Source organism: Parabacteroides sp. AM08-6 (assembly GCF_003473295.1).
Taxonomy (GTDB): Bacteria; Bacteroidota; Bacteroidia; order Bacteroidales; family Tannerellaceae; genus Parabacteroides.
In genome coordinates, this window is sequence record NZ_QRMP01000003.1 from 152,207 (window position 1) to 169,388 (window position 17,182).

Annotated in this window: 8 protein-coding genes; 2 read left to right on the forward strand and 6 right to left on the reverse strand. The window is 38.1% G+C overall.

The genetic code is table 11. From position 1 onward, the window contains the following. Window positions 1–371 precede the first annotated feature (371 nt). The 6 genes from DW103_RS04190 to DW103_RS04215 all read right to left on the reverse strand — a co-directional run bounded on the left by DW103_RS04190 (window position 372) and on the right by DW103_RS04215 (window position 11,749). The gene (locus DW103_RS04190) at window positions 372–1,169 is read right to left on the reverse strand and encodes a hypothetical protein (RefSeq protein ID WP_122274412.1); all 798 of its coding nucleotides are present in this window, start codon (window positions 1,167–1,169) and stop codon (window positions 372–374) included. Between the two features lie 16 nt (window positions 1,170–1,185). Next, window positions 1,186–2,721: a RagB/SusD family nutrient uptake outer membrane protein gene (locus tag DW103_RS04195; RefSeq protein ID WP_122274413.1), complete on the reverse strand. Its 1,536-nt coding sequence runs from the start codon at window positions 2,719–2,721 to the stop codon at window positions 1,186–1,188. Window positions 2,722–2,739: 18 nt separating this feature from the next. Further along, on the reverse strand, window positions 2,740–5,679 hold the full coding sequence (locus DW103_RS04200; protein WP_122274414.1) for a TonB-dependent receptor: 2,940 nt from the start codon (window positions 5,677–5,679) through the stop codon (window positions 2,740–2,742). A gap of 520 nt (window positions 5,680–6,199) precedes the next feature. Next, window positions 6,200–6,991 (reverse strand): hypothetical protein, encoded by a 792-nt coding sequence (locus tag DW103_RS04205; protein WP_147381173.1) that lies wholly within the window; start codon window positions 6,989–6,991, stop codon window positions 6,200–6,202. Between the two features lie 26 nt (window positions 6,992–7,017). Next, entirely contained in the window at window positions 7,018–8,559 is a 1,542-nt protein-coding gene (locus DW103_RS04210) for a RagB/SusD family nutrient uptake outer membrane protein (RefSeq protein ID WP_122274416.1), read from the reverse strand. Window positions 8,560–8,590: 31 nt separating this feature from the next. Continuing rightward, on the reverse strand, window positions 8,591–11,749 hold the full coding sequence (locus DW103_RS04215; RefSeq protein WP_122274417.1) for a TonB-dependent receptor: 3,159 nt from the start codon (window positions 11,747–11,749) through the stop codon (window positions 8,591–8,593). A gap of 903 nt (window positions 11,750–12,652) precedes the next feature. On the opposite strand from DW103_RS04215, the gene DW103_RS04220 reads away from it, so the two are divergent. Together DW103_RS04220 and DW103_RS04225 are read left to right on the forward strand one after the other, a co-directional pair. Then, entirely contained in the window at window positions 12,653–15,604 is a 2,952-nt protein-coding gene (locus DW103_RS04220; RefSeq protein WP_122274418.1) for a TonB-dependent receptor, read from the forward strand. A gap of 25 nt (window positions 15,605–15,629) precedes the next feature. Further along, window positions 15,630–17,168, forward strand: a complete 1,539-nt coding sequence (locus DW103_RS04225) for a RagB/SusD family nutrient uptake outer membrane protein (protein ID WP_122274419.1) — start codon at window positions 15,630–15,632, stop codon at window positions 17,166–17,168. The last annotated feature ends 14 nt before the right edge of the window (window positions 17,169–17,182 follow it).

Consider the following 17,182-nt stretch of genomic DNA (forward strand, 5'->3'; position numbering starts at 1 on the left):
CATCCCGAAACTATCCTGCACGCATAAATATCCTAGTTTAAAAACAAAAAAGGTTGCAACGCCAAGCATTGTAACCTTTTAATTGTATAACAAAATATAACTATTTCTAATCTTCTTCACTCTCTTATTCATCACCCAAATATCCTTTTTTTCCAAACAGACGAAAACACACGTACGTATAAAGTACTAACTTTCAGAAACATGTCTGTAAACAGAAGATGCTTCTATAAAACAATCATCGTCTTGTTAAGTATGTGAACAAATATAAGAACAAATCCTGAAACGACAAATAAGAAATGAGTTAATTCGAAATCAATTGATTTCGAATTAACTCATTCAGATAAAATAGTTCTATTTAAAATAAGTTTTTACTATTCCCAAGTATAAACATCATTGAAATATCCGAAACCTCCCGCACCCACATAAGAATACACATAAAACGTTATTTTTTTGCTATCTACGTCAAATTCCGCATCTTCCGGATAATACTCCTGATAAACCATACCATAGCTGGGATGGTTGTATCCTGTGGTAAACTCATAGCCACCATAAGAATTCAGTTCAGGAAATGAAACACTACCATCTTCAGCTACTGCAAATTGCAAGTTGTACCCTTCGGTCATCGGCCCCATGATACGATAATTTTCAGGAGCTTCTACACAACGATAAATATCAGTGTTACCTGCTGCGCCAAACAATCCCCAATAGTAGCTACCATGTGCATAAAACTCCCAACTATAATCACGAGTAATAGTAACAACCATATCTGTCTGGTAAGTTGAAATATTTGATTCTGGAAGTGAAAGATGAATTACATTTCTTTTGCCAGCCTCTAACTTTTCTTGGTCAAAAGTGATTTTCAATGTACTTTCAAGGCTTCCGTCCGTAAAAGAAACAGTAGCCGGTATAGTAAATTCGCCACTGGCTATATCATTAGTCACCGGCACTTCTGCCGCACCAATACTCGAAGAACGTTTAACTGTTATCGCAAATTCTTGCGGATCAGTCGGAGTAAACAGATACTCTGCTGATTTTACTATAAAAACGGCTTCATTATTTTCAGGGATATACATAGCCCCTTGATTGTCCTGACTACAGGATGCTAAAGCAATTAACACACTCCCGAATAACCAGACAATTGTATTATTAAATATATATTTTTTCATCATCCTAAATTCTATTCGATTAATAAAGAGGATTATTATCTTCATCGGAGATATTGACATTACCGTCAATCTCTGACTGCGGCAAAGGTAAAACAAAACGTAAGTCTCCAGGATCTGTTGCTAGAGCTGTTGTCTGATTCGAACCTTCATAATCACGGTTATAACCTAATCCTAAACGTTTCAAATCAAATAAACGGCCTACTTCTCCCCATAACTCTATACGACGTTGAAGTAAAATGCCATCCATTAATGAGACGATACGGCCATTCGTATCACTATTATAGTTTTTACTATCAGTGAAATTATTCAACATTTCTGCATAATTAGCATCCCGCTGTTCCAATAATTCTGTTAAAGTCAAACGGGCATCCGAATACTTATCCTGCATACACTGAGCTTCTGCCTTAATCAGTAACATCTCCTCATAACGCATATAAATAATATCACCAATACGATTACTATAATTTGCCATTTTAAATTTCAATTGACAATAGCTGAAATTTGAGCCTTCTCCATCTTTCTCCAGTTTGCCACGGAACCAACCTTTGCGTTCATCCGACTGAGGTATTCTGGAATACAAAGAGGCATCAATACATTTTTGAGCAGAAGAAGCATACAGTCCTTCCGCATCGGCATCCATATGAGAGAAGAAACCCTCGAAACCAGAACCTTGCTCTGCTATTACTTCCATTCCCCATAAAACATTGGGCATTGTGATATTATTCATACCTTTCATCTCATTTACCGTTGCCACACGCGCATAGGGAGCTTTTAGAGCCTCCGTTGCCGCTTGTTCTGCATCGGCATACAGATTCTGAGTCATACAAATACGAGCTTTAAATCCATTAGCCACATAATAATCTATATGAGACGCATGTTCGTGACTCTCTATTCCAACTTCTTCAAATAGAGTTATCGCTTTATTGATGTCGGCATTAATTTGCAAGTAAGTATCTTTTATCGTACCACGGGGTTTACCGATAGTTTCCTTTGTTGTAGGTTCCGTATAAATCGGTACACCGGCAGCATCCTCATTTCCTACATAAGTTTGCTGATAAATCTGTATCAAATAATGATAACACATCGCACGCATGGCGTAAGCTTGTGCCATCAATTTTTTCACCTCTGCAGGATCACCCGGCAATGTGTTTTCTGTTGCCAAAATATAATTGATATTACAGATACTAGTATAAAAGAAATTCCAGAAAGCATAGGGATGGCCGGAAGTATGGGTATAATCCATTTGGACATCTAAACAATAATCATACCAAAACCAACCTTGACCAGGATCTGCCATAAGGTGATCTTCTCCCATCAAATCGGCAGTCAGTAAAATACCGGATAGGCCACAGTTTTCCGCCGACCAGTTAACACTCCAGCCCGCAGTATACATATAACGATAAATACCATTCATAGCTGTTTGCGCGGAAGTAACATCTCGAAACACAACCTCGCTTGTAGTCGAAGTAGTCGGTTCCGTATTCAAATTATCGGAACAAGCACCTAACATCAATCCGACAACCAAAAGGAATATATTAATAAATTTCGTTTTCATCTCTTCAATGTTTTTAATTTAGAATTTAACATCTATGCCAAAAGATACCGTACGTGTCGGTACGTAACCAAAGTTCGTTCCACCAGAAAAATTGTACTGAGGATTTAAGCCTTTCAAATGGGTTAACATGAATAAATTATCGGCAGTTGCCGTCAAGCGAATAGACTCAAACTGTATCTTCTTTAACCATTTAGATGGAAGGGTATAACCAAAAGTTACATTTTTCAAGGCAAAATAAGACGCATTAATCAAATCATTATCTGTTGTAATGTGTGTTTTATCGATGTTAATACGTTCTATATCCGTAATATCTCCCGGATTCTTCCAAGCACGCTCCAAATGTTGGTGACGGGCCTGGCCAATGTAGTTGCTATACATCAAAGTATTATATACGCTATCCAAAATTTTTCCACCAATGGAATAAGTAAACATTAAACTCAAATCGAAACCTTTATATTTGAAATCGTTACCGATGGAACCATACAGATTAGGGATACGGCTACCTTGTATGCTTTTACACGCTGTAGCTTTGGATCCCGAAGTCGTTTTATAATAAGTACGTTCGCCATTTTTATCCAAATCCCAAACTTCATACAATTGCAAACCGGTTAAAGGGTCAACACCCGCTGCTGTTGCCGTATAGAATGAATTCAATGTTTCTCCTTCTTTTATAATATAACTTCCGGAAATAATTTCAGGTTTGTCTGCCAATTTCAACACTTTGTTCTTAACGGTAGAGCCGATAAGAGTCATTTTCCAATTAAAATCTCTCGCTTTTAAAACGTCAATTCCCAGTGATATATCCCAACCGCGATTACGCATACTGCCGACATTTGCATAATAAGAATCGAAACCTGTCGAGGTCGCCATCGGATAAGCCATCAACATATCCGTAGTCTTACGATTATACCATTCGATAGAAGCATCCACACGATCAAAAAGTTTGAATTCAAGACCAATATTCAAATTGCCATTCTTTTCCCACTTCAACTCTTTGTTTTCAAGAGATGATATAGTCGTTCCACCATAATTGGCATTGTGGTTAAATCCATACAAACGTTGCCATGCATACAATGAACCGACAGCATCGTTTCCCTGTACACCATAACTGGCTTTTACAGACATATTGTTCACCCAATCCAAATCTTCCATAAAAGCTTCCTGGCTAAGGCGCCAATTAGCACCAACCGACCAGAAGTTTCCCCAGCGGTTATCTTTGTAAAAACGAGAAGAACCATCCGTACGATAACTCAATGACAAATAATACTTATCGGCATAATCATAATTAAACCGGGAGAAGACAGATTGTATCGCATATTCATTTTTATAAGAACTAGCCTCTAAAGTATTAATGGCTGCATCCAATTCAAATAAGTCGCCAAAGGGGAAACCTGTCTTATAAGCGCCTAAATATTCATATTGATATTGATAAAATTCGTGCCCTACTAATGCATCTATGTGATGTTGGTTAAATGTACGATTATACGATAGAATTTCATTCAAAGTATAACTGAATGTGCGACCGGTCGCTTTCTCCAAAGAACCGTTGACCCCTACTGAGTTTCCATTATAAGGATTGTAATAAGTCATACTTGACGAATTAATCAAGTCGAATCCAAATGTCGTCGTAAACTTCAAACCTTCCAAAATTCCTTTATCCATATCCCCTAAAGTGATATAAGTACGACCGCTCAGGTTATCACTCGTCGATGAACGTTTGTCATCATACAACGTAGCAATCATATTCCAGTTGGCATTTGCCCCGGAAGGTCTGTTGGCACTATAATCAAAAACGGGAGTCCCATTTTTGTCCAATACATTCGAACCATCGGAATTCTTCTGATATATCGGATAGATAGGAGCCATCAATTGGGCGGAATACCATACGTTTGAGGTATAAGAGTTATTTTCATAGGAAGTATTACTCTCGTTACGGGAATAATTCACATTGATTCCACCTTTAAACCAATCCGTAATTTCTGTATCAATATTGGCACGACCGGAAAAGCGTTTGAAATTAGTTGTTTTCAACAAACCGTCTTCACTCAAATATCCCAACGAATACATGCTCTTCGTTTTATCATTACCATTCGTTACACTTATTTGATACTCCTGACGTAAGGGATTGGAGGCTGTAGCCTCGTCCAACCAATCCTCATGATATTTTAATGTGGCATCAGATCTTACTTGCCCGGTGACCGGATCAATCAAATCGGCAATCGCATAATTGTAAGGATTAAACTCTTCGTTTATTCCTAAAACACCAACATTCGGATTACCAATCCTCTGTAATGCATATAGACCTGCCTCTTTAGCAGGCATGCCATTTGCGAACTGCTTATTTCTAAAATTCCAAAATATGGTTTCCAAAAACCCTTTTTCATCCATTGTATCATATCGGGGAATAGCTCTCGAAGCAATACCCCAATTCGCTTTCAGCTCTACAGAAGTTTTCCCATTTTTTCCTTTTTTTGTTGTAACCATTACGACACCATTTGCCCCACGTGAGCCATACAGTGCCCCTGCCGAAGCATCCTTTAATATCGTTATCGACTCTATATCATTCGGATTAATAGCTGAAATATTTCCATCATAAGGAACACCATCTACTACGTAGAGTGGATTTGCGGTTGCATTAATAGAACCATAACCACGAATCATAATAGAAGCACCTGATCCCGGTTGTCCTGAACCGGATGTTACTTGAGCACCGGCAACTTGGCCTTCTATTGCTTTACTCATATTCGCAATAGGTCGTGATGCTATTTTATCCGCTTTCACAACTTCTGCAGAACCGGTGAATGACTCTTTTTTAGTCGTACCGTAAGCTACGACCATCACCTCATCAAGCATCTGATTGTCAACTTCTAAAACAATCTTAAGCGATGATTTTACCGGCAGCTCTTGTTGTTTCATTCCTACAAAAGAAACTACCAGAGTTTTTGCAGAACTACGCATTGATGTAATTCATTGATAATAAATATATTACGTATCTACCGGGCGTTTTGATACTTTTTTAAGTAAGAATTTTACAAGTGTATATTCACCTGTTCAATATTGCGTATATGATTGACAAATAGATATTTGCAACAAACTACTATTTTGATAAACAAAAACAAGGGACAAGTAAAAATACTAATTTTCTACTTGATTTAACCGATATAGTTCGAAAATTTCCGTAGATAGAGAACAACAATACTACCTGTAAGAGCAAACAATTAATAGCTTTACTCTGAAACTAATTTCAGGGAAGGTCATTCATTACTATATTCCTTCCGTTCAACGTTCGATGAACGGAAAAAATACGAACGTAGAACGAAAAAAATACGTTCGATGTTTTTGCGTTTCACGTTCGTTGAACGCAAGGACTGTATGGATGAATAGCTGGAGAAGTTAAGACTGAGTAAAAAACAGGAAATGAGCTAGTTTGAAAATAATACTTTCAAACTAACTCATTTCGGATAGGTTGTACTTGATATTAATTAGGCATTTCAATAGATTCTACAGCAGTTCCGAACGAACCTGCCGATACGTAGAATCTTAGAAGGAAATTGTATGTATTATCCACCTTTTCAACATCTTCTAATCTTATTGAAATCATACCATAATCAGGATCTACATAACCTGTTTCCTGATCTACAAAAGCGATAACTTCTCCTTTGTCATCTGTAGCAAATAGGATTGGATAGTCATCTTCATAAACATCAAGTAAACGGTATACATTCGCTTCTTCCGCTTTTTCTACAGTAACTTCTGCCTGATATGGATTTCCTGCTCCATCAGCGAAAAATGTTGACGTAAATAATCCAACTCCAATTGACTTGAATGTTAATTTACGCTGAGCTCTAACAACTATGGAGCTGACATTTGCGGGAGATGATTTTGCTTCATCAAAACTTAATGTCAACGAGTAAATATCAGCAGCTCCCAAGGCGTTAATATCATCGTATGAGATGATAGCTTCGGCAACAGACTGGCCATCTTCAAATGAGACAGATGGAGTTGCAAGTTTAAATAGACCGGGGTCAATACCTGCTGCCGGTGTTAATGTGAGTTCCAATGTAGAAGTTCCGCTTGTATTACCGCGATAAACCGGCACCAAGATTTTATTTTCGTCTGAAGACACCATTTCAACTTTTTGAAGAGCACTGGCAAATGCGTAGCTTGGTTCATCACTACTATAAATCGTTCCTTCCGAATCTGAACAGGCGACTAACGCTGTCATCATCAGGAACAATAGGGATAATGATTTTAAAATATTTAATTTCATATTTGTAATCTCTTTATTATTAAACATTAAAAAGGATTCTGGTCTGAAGCACTGATGTTTTCATTACCATCTATTTCAGATTGGGGAAGTGTCATGATAAACTCTTTAGAACCTGCATTCGTATCCTTGTTTTTAACAAGTTCCGTATGATTACTACCTTCATAATCACGATTGTATCCTAATTTCAGACGCTGTAAATCAAAAATACGTCCTTGTTCACCCCATAATTCCACACGACGTTGGAATAATATCTCATCCATCAATGTTTGCAAGGGTGCTATGGTATTCTGATTGTAAGAGTCGGAGTCAGAGTATTTAGCCAAACGCGTAGCATAATCTTTATCACGTTTACCGCCCAGCTCGGAAATGTATTTACGAGCCTCCGTATAATGCTTCAAATGACATTCGGCTTCTGCAAGAATCAGTAACATTTCTTCCCCACGCATATAAATATAGTCACCCGTACGGTTTGTTACATTTGCGAATTTAAACTTAATCTGGCAATAGGATTGCATGGATGTTCCGGTCACTTCATCTTCCAATTCACCTCTCCACCAAGCTTTTCTATCATCCGTTGCCGGAATATTGTTGTACAACCAACTGGATATACACTGAGGAGCTTTTTCCGCATACATACCCGGAGCATCCGCATCCATATGACTGAAGAAAGATGCGAAATGCTGGCTTTGGTCGGCTATTACTTCAACTCCCCACAAAACATTTGATAATTTGGAACTATTGAATCCTCCTAAGGAGGCTACGGTTTCAACAGGAGTTAACCCAGGTTTAGTCAGTGCTTCTTTTGCAGCTGCAGCGGCTTCTTCGTAGCGGCCTTGAACCAGACAGACACGTGCTTTAATACCATTTGCCACATAATAATCAATATGTGAAGCATGCTTTTGCGCAATACCACAATCCTTTAATAAGGATATTGCCTCTTTCAAATCAGAGTCAATCTGTGCATAAACATCTTCTACGGTTCCACGAGCTTTACCTACAGAAGCACTGGTTGTAGGCTCGGTATAGAGAGGTACACCCGGAGCAGATTCATTCCCTTTATAAGTCTGTTGATATAACTGTATTAATTGGAAATAACAATAAGCACGCATTGCATACGCTTGTCCTAATACCGAATTCAGTAAATTCTTATCTCCACTGGCTCCCGGAGCTTGAGCAATAATATAGTTCGTATTGGAAATCAACGTGTAATGAATATTCCAGAACTGATAAGGACGACCTTGCTTGTGCGTATAATCCTGACGAACATTCAGTCGATAATCTTCATAAAACCATCCTTGTCCCTGACTTAACATCAAGTGGTCTTCACCCATTAAATCTCCGGCCAGATAAATACCCGTAAAACCGGGGTTTTCATCCGCCCAACCGGTTCCCCAACCTGCAACATAAGTTGCACGGTAAATACCATTCATCGCTACTTCCGCACCGTTGGCATCACTAAAAATAATCGTCCCGGAAACTCTATCCGTCGGATTTGTATCTAATTGGTCGTTACAAGCTCCCAGAGTAAGCAACCCGACAGCAGATAACATATATATAATTCTTTTCATACTTTCTATGTCTTTATTTTAATGGTTCTACTTAGAATTTAATATCTACACCGAATGAAATCGTTCTCGATGGTGTATAAACAAATGTAGTACCTCCACTGAAGTTATATTGCGGGTCCATACCTTTCAGATGGGAGAACAATACCAAATTGTCTGCAGTAGCTGTCAGTCGAACATCTCTCAAAAAGATATTTTTCAACACTCTTGAAGGCAATGAATAACCGAATGTGATATTTTTAATAGTCAGATAAGAAGCATTAATCAGGTTGTCATCCGTGATTGGATAGGTTTTTCCAATCTGAACTTTTGGTATATCTGTAATATCACCAGGCTGTTTCCAAGCTCTTGCTAAATCTTGATGTTTAGCTTGTCCCACATAATTACCATACATAAAGGTATTGTAAACGCCATCCAATATCTTACCACCGATAGAATAAGTACACATAACACTCAAATCAAAACCTTTGAATCTGAAGTCGTTTGTAAATGAACCATACAGGTTCGGAATACGACTACCCATAATCTGCTTTGATTTAGTCGCTTTGTCCGCACTTGAAGAAATATAAGCTTCGCCGGGATTACCATCTTTATCTGTGTCCCAAACCCAATACAATTGGTCACCTGTAGCTGGGTCAACACCTGCCGACTTAGCCGTGTAGAAAGAGTTAAGGGTTTCGCCCTCTTTTATAATATAGTTTCCACTAATAATTTCAGGTTTATCTGCCAGGTGTAATACCTTATTTTTAACAGTAGACCCCATAAGAGTCAGATTCCATGTAAAATCGTTGGTCTCAACCAAACGTCCGTTTAATGTGATATCCCACCCTGTGTTACGCATACTACCGATATTTCTCAGATAACTGTCGAAACCTAAAGAAGATGCCATTGGATAGTCAAGTAACATATCTGTTGTTTTACGTTTATACCATTCGATTGATGCAGTGAAACGATCGAATATTTTAGCTTCGACACCCACGTTCAAATTTCCGTTCTGTTCCCATTTCAGATTCGTATTTTCCAAAGAAGAAATAAGCGCTCCATTCATGGATGCGTTCGGCCAACCTAAATCATAAAAAGATTGCCAAGCATATAATATCTGCTCACCGGCACTATTTAAGACATTATCATTACCTTGTACACCGTAGCTTAATTTGACAGAAAGATTATTCAACCAATCCACATCACGCAAGAAGTCTTCATTACTCATACGCCAATTGGCACCAACCGACCAGAAATTACCCCAACGGTAATCTTTGTTAAAGCGGGAAGAGCCGTCAGTTCTATAACTGGCTGATAAATAATATTTATCCATGTAATCATAATTTGCCCGGAATAAATAAGATTCAATCGTGTATTTATCTGCAACAGAAGATGCGTCTGTAATAGTAGTAGCGGCTGCTAATTCATAGAGTCCCCCGAAAGGAAATCCTGTTTTAGAAGCATTTAGAGAATTGTAACTATGGTCGTAATATTCATGACCAGCCAATAAATCAACATGATGTTTTTCATTGAATTTCCTATCATAAGTCAGTAACTGGTTGAATGTGTAACTGAAATAACGATAATTAGCTTTAGCTAATGAGCCTTTTACGCTGGCCGAATTTCCGAAGTAGGGATTATAATAGGTAAAAGAATTGCGATTTATATAGTCGAAACCAAAATTTGCCGTTAGTTTCAAACCTTGTAACGGACCTTCTTTTAAATCACCGATAGCAATATAGGTACGTCCACTTAAATTGTCATCATCTCTACCGTATTTATCATCGTATAAAGTTGCGACACTATTGAAACCACCGCTTGCACCGGCCGGACGAGATGAGCCATAATCAAAAACAGGTGCGCCGTCGGCACCATATTTTACTTGTCCGTTTCCATCAAGTTCATGTACCGGGAATATAGGGCCCATCAACTGTGCCGAATAAAATACGTTTGAAGAAGCGGAAGTTGATGTCTGGGATGTATTACTCGTGGTCCGTGCAAAGTTTGCACTCATACCCGCTGTCATCCAATTCTTATATTCCGTATCAATATTTATACGCCCCGTATAACGCTGGAAATTGGTCGTTTTAAGCAAACCGTCTTCATTCAGATAACCCAGAGAGAACATATATTTTGTTTTATTCTGTGAACCGGACATATTTAAAATATATTCCTGACGCAGAGGATTATTAGCCGTTACTTCATCCATCCAATCTTCGTGATAGCGAAGTGTTGCATCCGGGCGAACTTTACCTGTAGCAGGGTCTATCAATTCCGTAATACCATAATTAAAAGGATTATACATTTGGTTGGTACCAAAAATAGCCTTCGCGCCAGACCCCATTGCTTGTAATGCTGCTACACTTGCAGCTTCAGGAGATAAGCCATTGCTCGCAATTTGGTCGTTTTTGTAGGATTGAAAAATAGTTTCCAAATAACCTCTTTCATCCATAGTATCATATCGGGGAATAGCTCTCGAAGCAATACCCCAACTTGCTTTTAGATTAACAGCCAGTGTTCCTTCTTTCCCTTTTTTAGTTGTAATCATTACAACTCCATTTGCTCCACGTGAGCCATAAAGGGCTCCCGCGGAGGCATCCTTTAATATGGTCATCGATTCGATATCACTCGGGGCGATTGCATTAATATTACCATCGTAAGGAACACCATCTACTACGTAGAGTGGATTCTGAGAAGCTTTGATAGAACCAAAACCACGTATTACAACCGATGAACCGGAACCGGGCTGACCGGAACCGGAGGTCGTTTGTACACCGGCTGCCATACCATCCAGTGCTTTAGTAACATTCGCTACTGTTCTTTTTTCAATTTTATCAGGCTTAATTACTTCAGCCGAACCTGTAAAAGATTCTTTTTTAGCAGTACCATATGCCACAACAACCACTTCGTCCAAATCCGTCGAAGAAGGTTTCATGACAACCTGTAATGTCTTTTGTACAGGAAGCTCCAGGCCTTCCATTCCAACATATGAGAAGACCAGAGTCTTTGCAGAACTTGGTACATCCAACGTAAATGTACCGTTAAAATCTGTAACTGTACCTATAGTAGTTCCTTTCACTACTATAGATGCTCCAACGATGGGTTCGCCGTCTTCAGCGGAGGTAACAGTACCTGTTACCTTCGTCGTTTGAGCAGCCGCCATCCCGATACCTAAAATTAGGCAAAACAAAAGATAAGTCAACCTTTTCATAGACACACTTTTTTTGTTTAACTTATAAATAACTAATTTGCACTATTTAATTTTTACACGAATCTATATATGTAAAATATGTAAGAGAACGCAAATGTAACAATAAATTTATTATAACAACTAAAAACTAACAGTATTTTACGAAAATGAGGGTGTTAATTAACAAAAGAACGTTTAAAATAAGCTGTTTGAATAAAAATACAGCCTATGGCAACATTTTTTGAGCTGTTTAAAATTATCTATTTTTAACCTCTATCACCTTTACTGTTATTTGTCGAAATTTCCTATGTTAAAAACAACGAAGGTTCACAAGAGTAGAAATCCATTAGAATGAAGTATATCTTACATACCTACAATAATATGTATAATACCCCCTAAATGGTGTTTTTTCTTTCTATAGTGGTAGAAGTGATTTTTAATTTCATTATCATAACGTCACTACGTGAAATTATCAAAATGTAATCTTTTATACAATCGCTTCTAAGAGATGCCATCAATGCTGAATTTCGGATTGTCTATTTTTCTTATTGTATTTTCCATTAGAAAATATCCCGGAAATAATCAAAATAGTTTTTAGAGAGATGATGTTAATCATTGGAGAATATTTTTAACAATTAGGTCGTTTGCAATTTTCCAATAATCAAGCTTGTAATCATGCACTCACATTTCTCCATCTTATTGTATGTTTTAATATTATTGATATGGCTATTTGAGAATGAACTATTCAATTATAATGATTAAGAATGAAAATACATAAAAAAACAGATGTTGCTTATTTTAAGATTTATAAAGTACATATTGTCATCTTGTTGTTTTAAATTATTTCATTTTGCTACAGACAAGTCTCTTTGTTTTGACATCTGAGATGCTGATTTTATTTTCTACCGATAAAACGCAAACTTTATGATTTTCAACATATACAAAGAAATACCAAGTTCTGCAAAAACTCTGGTAGTTTCTTTTGTAGGAATGAAACAACAAGAGCTGCCGGTAAAATCGAAGGTTGAAATCATCTTAGAAGCTGATAGCCAGATGCTTGACGAAGTCATGGTTGTTGCATACGGTACAGCAAAAAAATCTTCTTTTACAGGTTCCGCTGCTACAGTATCCGGAGAAAAAATTGCAAAAATGCAAACTTCTAATGTTTCTAAATCTTTGGAAGGAAGTGTTGCCGGTGTACAAATTTCACAAAGTTCCGGACAACCCGGATCAAGCGCGGATATTTATGTACGAGGTATCGGTTCCATTTCTGCCGGGAAAAAAGCTTTAATCGTCTTGGACGGTGTACCCTATGAAGGAAGCCTGAATCAAATTGCTCCCAGTGACATTGAATCAATGACCGTTTTGAAAGATGCCGCTGCAAACTCTTTATATGGTGCGCGTGGAGCAAACGGAGTTGTTTTGATTACCACCAAACGGGGTAAAAGCGGTAAAACAAAAGTTGTATTTGAAAATCGTACAGGTGTAAATACCCGTGGAGTTGCTAAATATGATGTTTTGGACAGCCCGAAGGAATATTATGAATTATTTTGGGAAAGCTTGAGAAACCAAAATTATTACGAAGGTAAAAATTCATATCTGGGCGCAGGCCAGTATGCAACAAATGAATTGGTTCAAGCATTAGGTGGATATAACAACTATAACGTACCCAACAATCAATTGGTAGATCCTGCTACCGGTCGTTTGAACCCCAATGCAAAACTTCTGTATCATGACAATTGGATGGATGAAGCTCTGCGTCCGGGTATGCGCCAGGAAAATATAATTTCATTAAGTGGAGGTACGGAAAAAACGACCTTTTATGCTTCCGCTGCCTATTTATATGATAATGCTTATACTGTAAATTCCGATTTTTCACGTGTTAATGCTCGTGTAAAAGTGGATCAGGAAGTAAACGATTGGTTTAAAGCTGGTTTCAATTTAGCTTTTACAAATGCAGAATCAGACTCTCCGAATGTTGGAGGAAATAATACATCCAGTCTTTTCTTTTTCGGACAGGTGATTGCACCAATTTATCCGGTTTATATGTATGATGCGGAAGGAAACCGTATGTATGGAAGCAATGGGAATGTATTATATGATTATGGAACCGAAATGGGAAAACATCCGTTCGGTGCGAACAACCATCCTATCGATCAACAGCTGAATAATATTTACAAAACCACAGCTGATGTCATTAAAGCAAAAGCCTATGCTGAATTCCGCTTTTTAAAGGATTTCAAATTAACAGTCAATGCCAGCATCGATAACTTTAATACACGCCAGGTTGAGTTTCAAACGCCAATCGGAGGTGATGCCGCCAACGTAAACGGACGCAGCACGGTGTCTACCGAACGCTATTATGTGCTGAACGCAAATCAGTTATTAAACTGGAGCCGCAAATTCGGAATGCATGATTTTGATGTTTTATTAGGACATGAAACGAAAAACGACCGTGTAGAAAGCTTAACGGCACGAAAAGAAAATTTCTTGGTTCCAGACAATCCGGAACTTTCGAATGGTGCAAAACTGAGCGATGCAACCTCCGGTGCCGCAGAATATTCATTAGAAGGATACTTCGGACAAGTTAAATATAATTATGATGAAAAATATTATTTGTCTGCAAGCTATCGTAGAGATGCTTCCTCCAAGTTTCATCCAGACCACCGCTGGGGTAATTTCTGGTCGGCCGGTGCCTCATGGCGTATAAAACAAGAAGACTTCCTCTCATCCACAGACTGGATAAACGATTTAAAAATTAAAGCCAGCTTCGGTACACAGGGTAATGATGGAATTGGTAACAATCAACCCTACTTGGACCAATATCAAGTAGTAAGCAATGGCGGTGCAATCGGTATCAATTATATTTTCCGTGGAAATCCCAATATAACATGGGAAAAAAGTAATAATTTCAATGCGGGAGTGGAATTCCGTTTTTGGGACAAATTAAGTGGTAATATCGAATATTTCAATAAAACGACTAAAGATTTATTGTATGCCAAGCCTCTTCCTCCATCGATGGGTTTGCCAAGTTCTATCTGGGAAAATACAATGCGTATGCGTAATCAAGGTATTGAACTCGAACTTGGATACGATATTATTAATACAAACGACCTGAAATGGAACTTTGCAATTAACTTGACTCATTATACCAATAAACTATTGGAATTACCTCCCGATAGACCGCAAGACGGTTGGGCTGTAGGAAATTACTATCGCAAAATCGGAAAATCCATTTATAATTATTATGAATATAAATTCGCAGGTGTTGATCCGGATAATGGTGATGCCCTATATTATGCAGATATAAAAGATGAGAATGGTAATGTTGTCGGGCAAAAAACAGTGAATGGTACTTCCAATGCAACCCGTTATGAATTAGACAAATCTCCGATTCCCGCAGTTTATGGCGGTTTCAGCACCTTCGTGGATTTCAAAGGTTTTGATTTAAACCTGAGCTTTGCTTATCAGATTGGAGGTTGGGTATATGATTCTCAGTACAGCGGACTGATGCATTCAGGAACAGCAGGAACTAACTGGCATAAGGACATTTACAATCGTTGGACTCCGGAAAACCGTTATACGAATGTACCCCGTTTACAAGACGGATCTTTGGACCAATCGGTATCCGGCGATTATAGTTTAACGAAAGCTTCTTATTTAAGCTTACGTAATATCACTTTAGGCTATACGTTCCCGAAGCGTTGGATGAGTAAAGCTAAAATTGAAAAATTACGTTTGTACGTTGTTGGGGATAACATGTTCTTAGCTTCTGCTCGGAAGGGATTCGACCCTCGCCAGAGCTTTACCGGCGATACCGGTTATAACTATTCTGCAATGAGAACCGTTTCTTTCGGTATAAATTTAGAATTTTAACAAATCGTATTAAAAACGTAGAATTATGAATATAACAAAGAAATTTTTACTTTCAGCTTTCGCGTGTTTAACACTAACAAGCTGTGGTGATGAATTTTTCGATATAGAAAATGCGGGTGTCGCAACTAAAGACGAAATTGATGCCATCGAAAAATCCAATCCGGATGCATTAATTAAAGTTGTGGAACCTCTTGTACTAGGATTGAACAATTATTTACATCAATACGATACACAAGGAACTGCTACTGCTACCAATCCAAATCATAATGACTTTGGTTTAATGTCTATTTACCATTTAGGTGATGTCATGAATGATGATCTCGCTTTTGAAACTCGTGGCAATGGTTTCTTCACATTCGATTATACATTGGAGTACTGGGGAGAAGGATATGTGCGTTCATTCTTTTACTGGAATTTCTTTTATACAGTTATCAATCAAGCAAATGATATCATTGTTAAAATCTCGGCCGATACCGAAAATGAAACACTCCGGGCTTATTTGGGAGCAGCCTATACATTGAGAGGCTTAGGTCATTTTTATCTGGCTCAAATGTTTCAACAAACTTATGTAGGAAACGAACAAGCACCGGGAGTTCCTATTGTATTGACTCCTGCGGAAAGTGAAGATGCTGTTGCCGGACGTGCCCCGTTAGAAAAAGTTTATGCACAAATCTGTAAAGATTTTAAAACAGGAATGACTTTATTAGAAGGTTGGAATCGTCCTAATAAAACCATGATAGATGAACAAGTTGCGGCAGGATTGTACACACGTGTTTGTTTAGTCATGAATAATTGGGATGAAGCAATCACCTACGCGCGTTTAGCCCGGGAAGGATATTCCGTTTACACACCGGAGCAACTTTTGGCTGATAATGCCTTTAATAATATCAATGCATCCGAATGGTTATGGGGAGCAGATATTACAGCAGAAACAACTACGGCGTTTGCTTCTTTCTTTTCATTTATGTGTTCGTACGAGGCTGGTTATGGTGGAGAAGTAGGAAATTACCAGAAAATGGATGCGAAATTGTATGACTCGATGTCACCGACAGATGTCAGAAAGAAGCTGTTTAAACACTCAAGTACGGGAGTGAAATACACAGAACAAGAAGCAAAATTTCCTGAATACACAAATATAAAATTCAAAAAAGTACCTAACTGGGAAGCCGATTATGTATATATGCGTGCATCGGAAATGATTTTGACAGAAGCTGAAGCTTTGGCCCATAAAGGTGACGGTGGCGGCGCAGCCCGTGTGTTGAAAGAATTGATGACTGAAAGAGATCCTTCTTGGAATAAAGCTTCTGTAACAGTTGATGAAGTATATCAACAGCGTCGTTTGGAGTTGTGGGGTGAAGGTTTCTCCTTATTTGATCATCTTCGTTTGAAAAAAGGTATCGACCGTAACTATGCCGGTTCAAACCATTTAAGTAGTGCCCGTTATACAATAGATGCCGGAAGTTGGTATTTCTTATATCAAATTCCATTGAGAGAACTTGATAATAGCGATGCTATTTCGGCTGCAGACCAAAATCCGGCTCCTACAGAAAGTAAGGTGAAATAATATTTAAAAGTAAT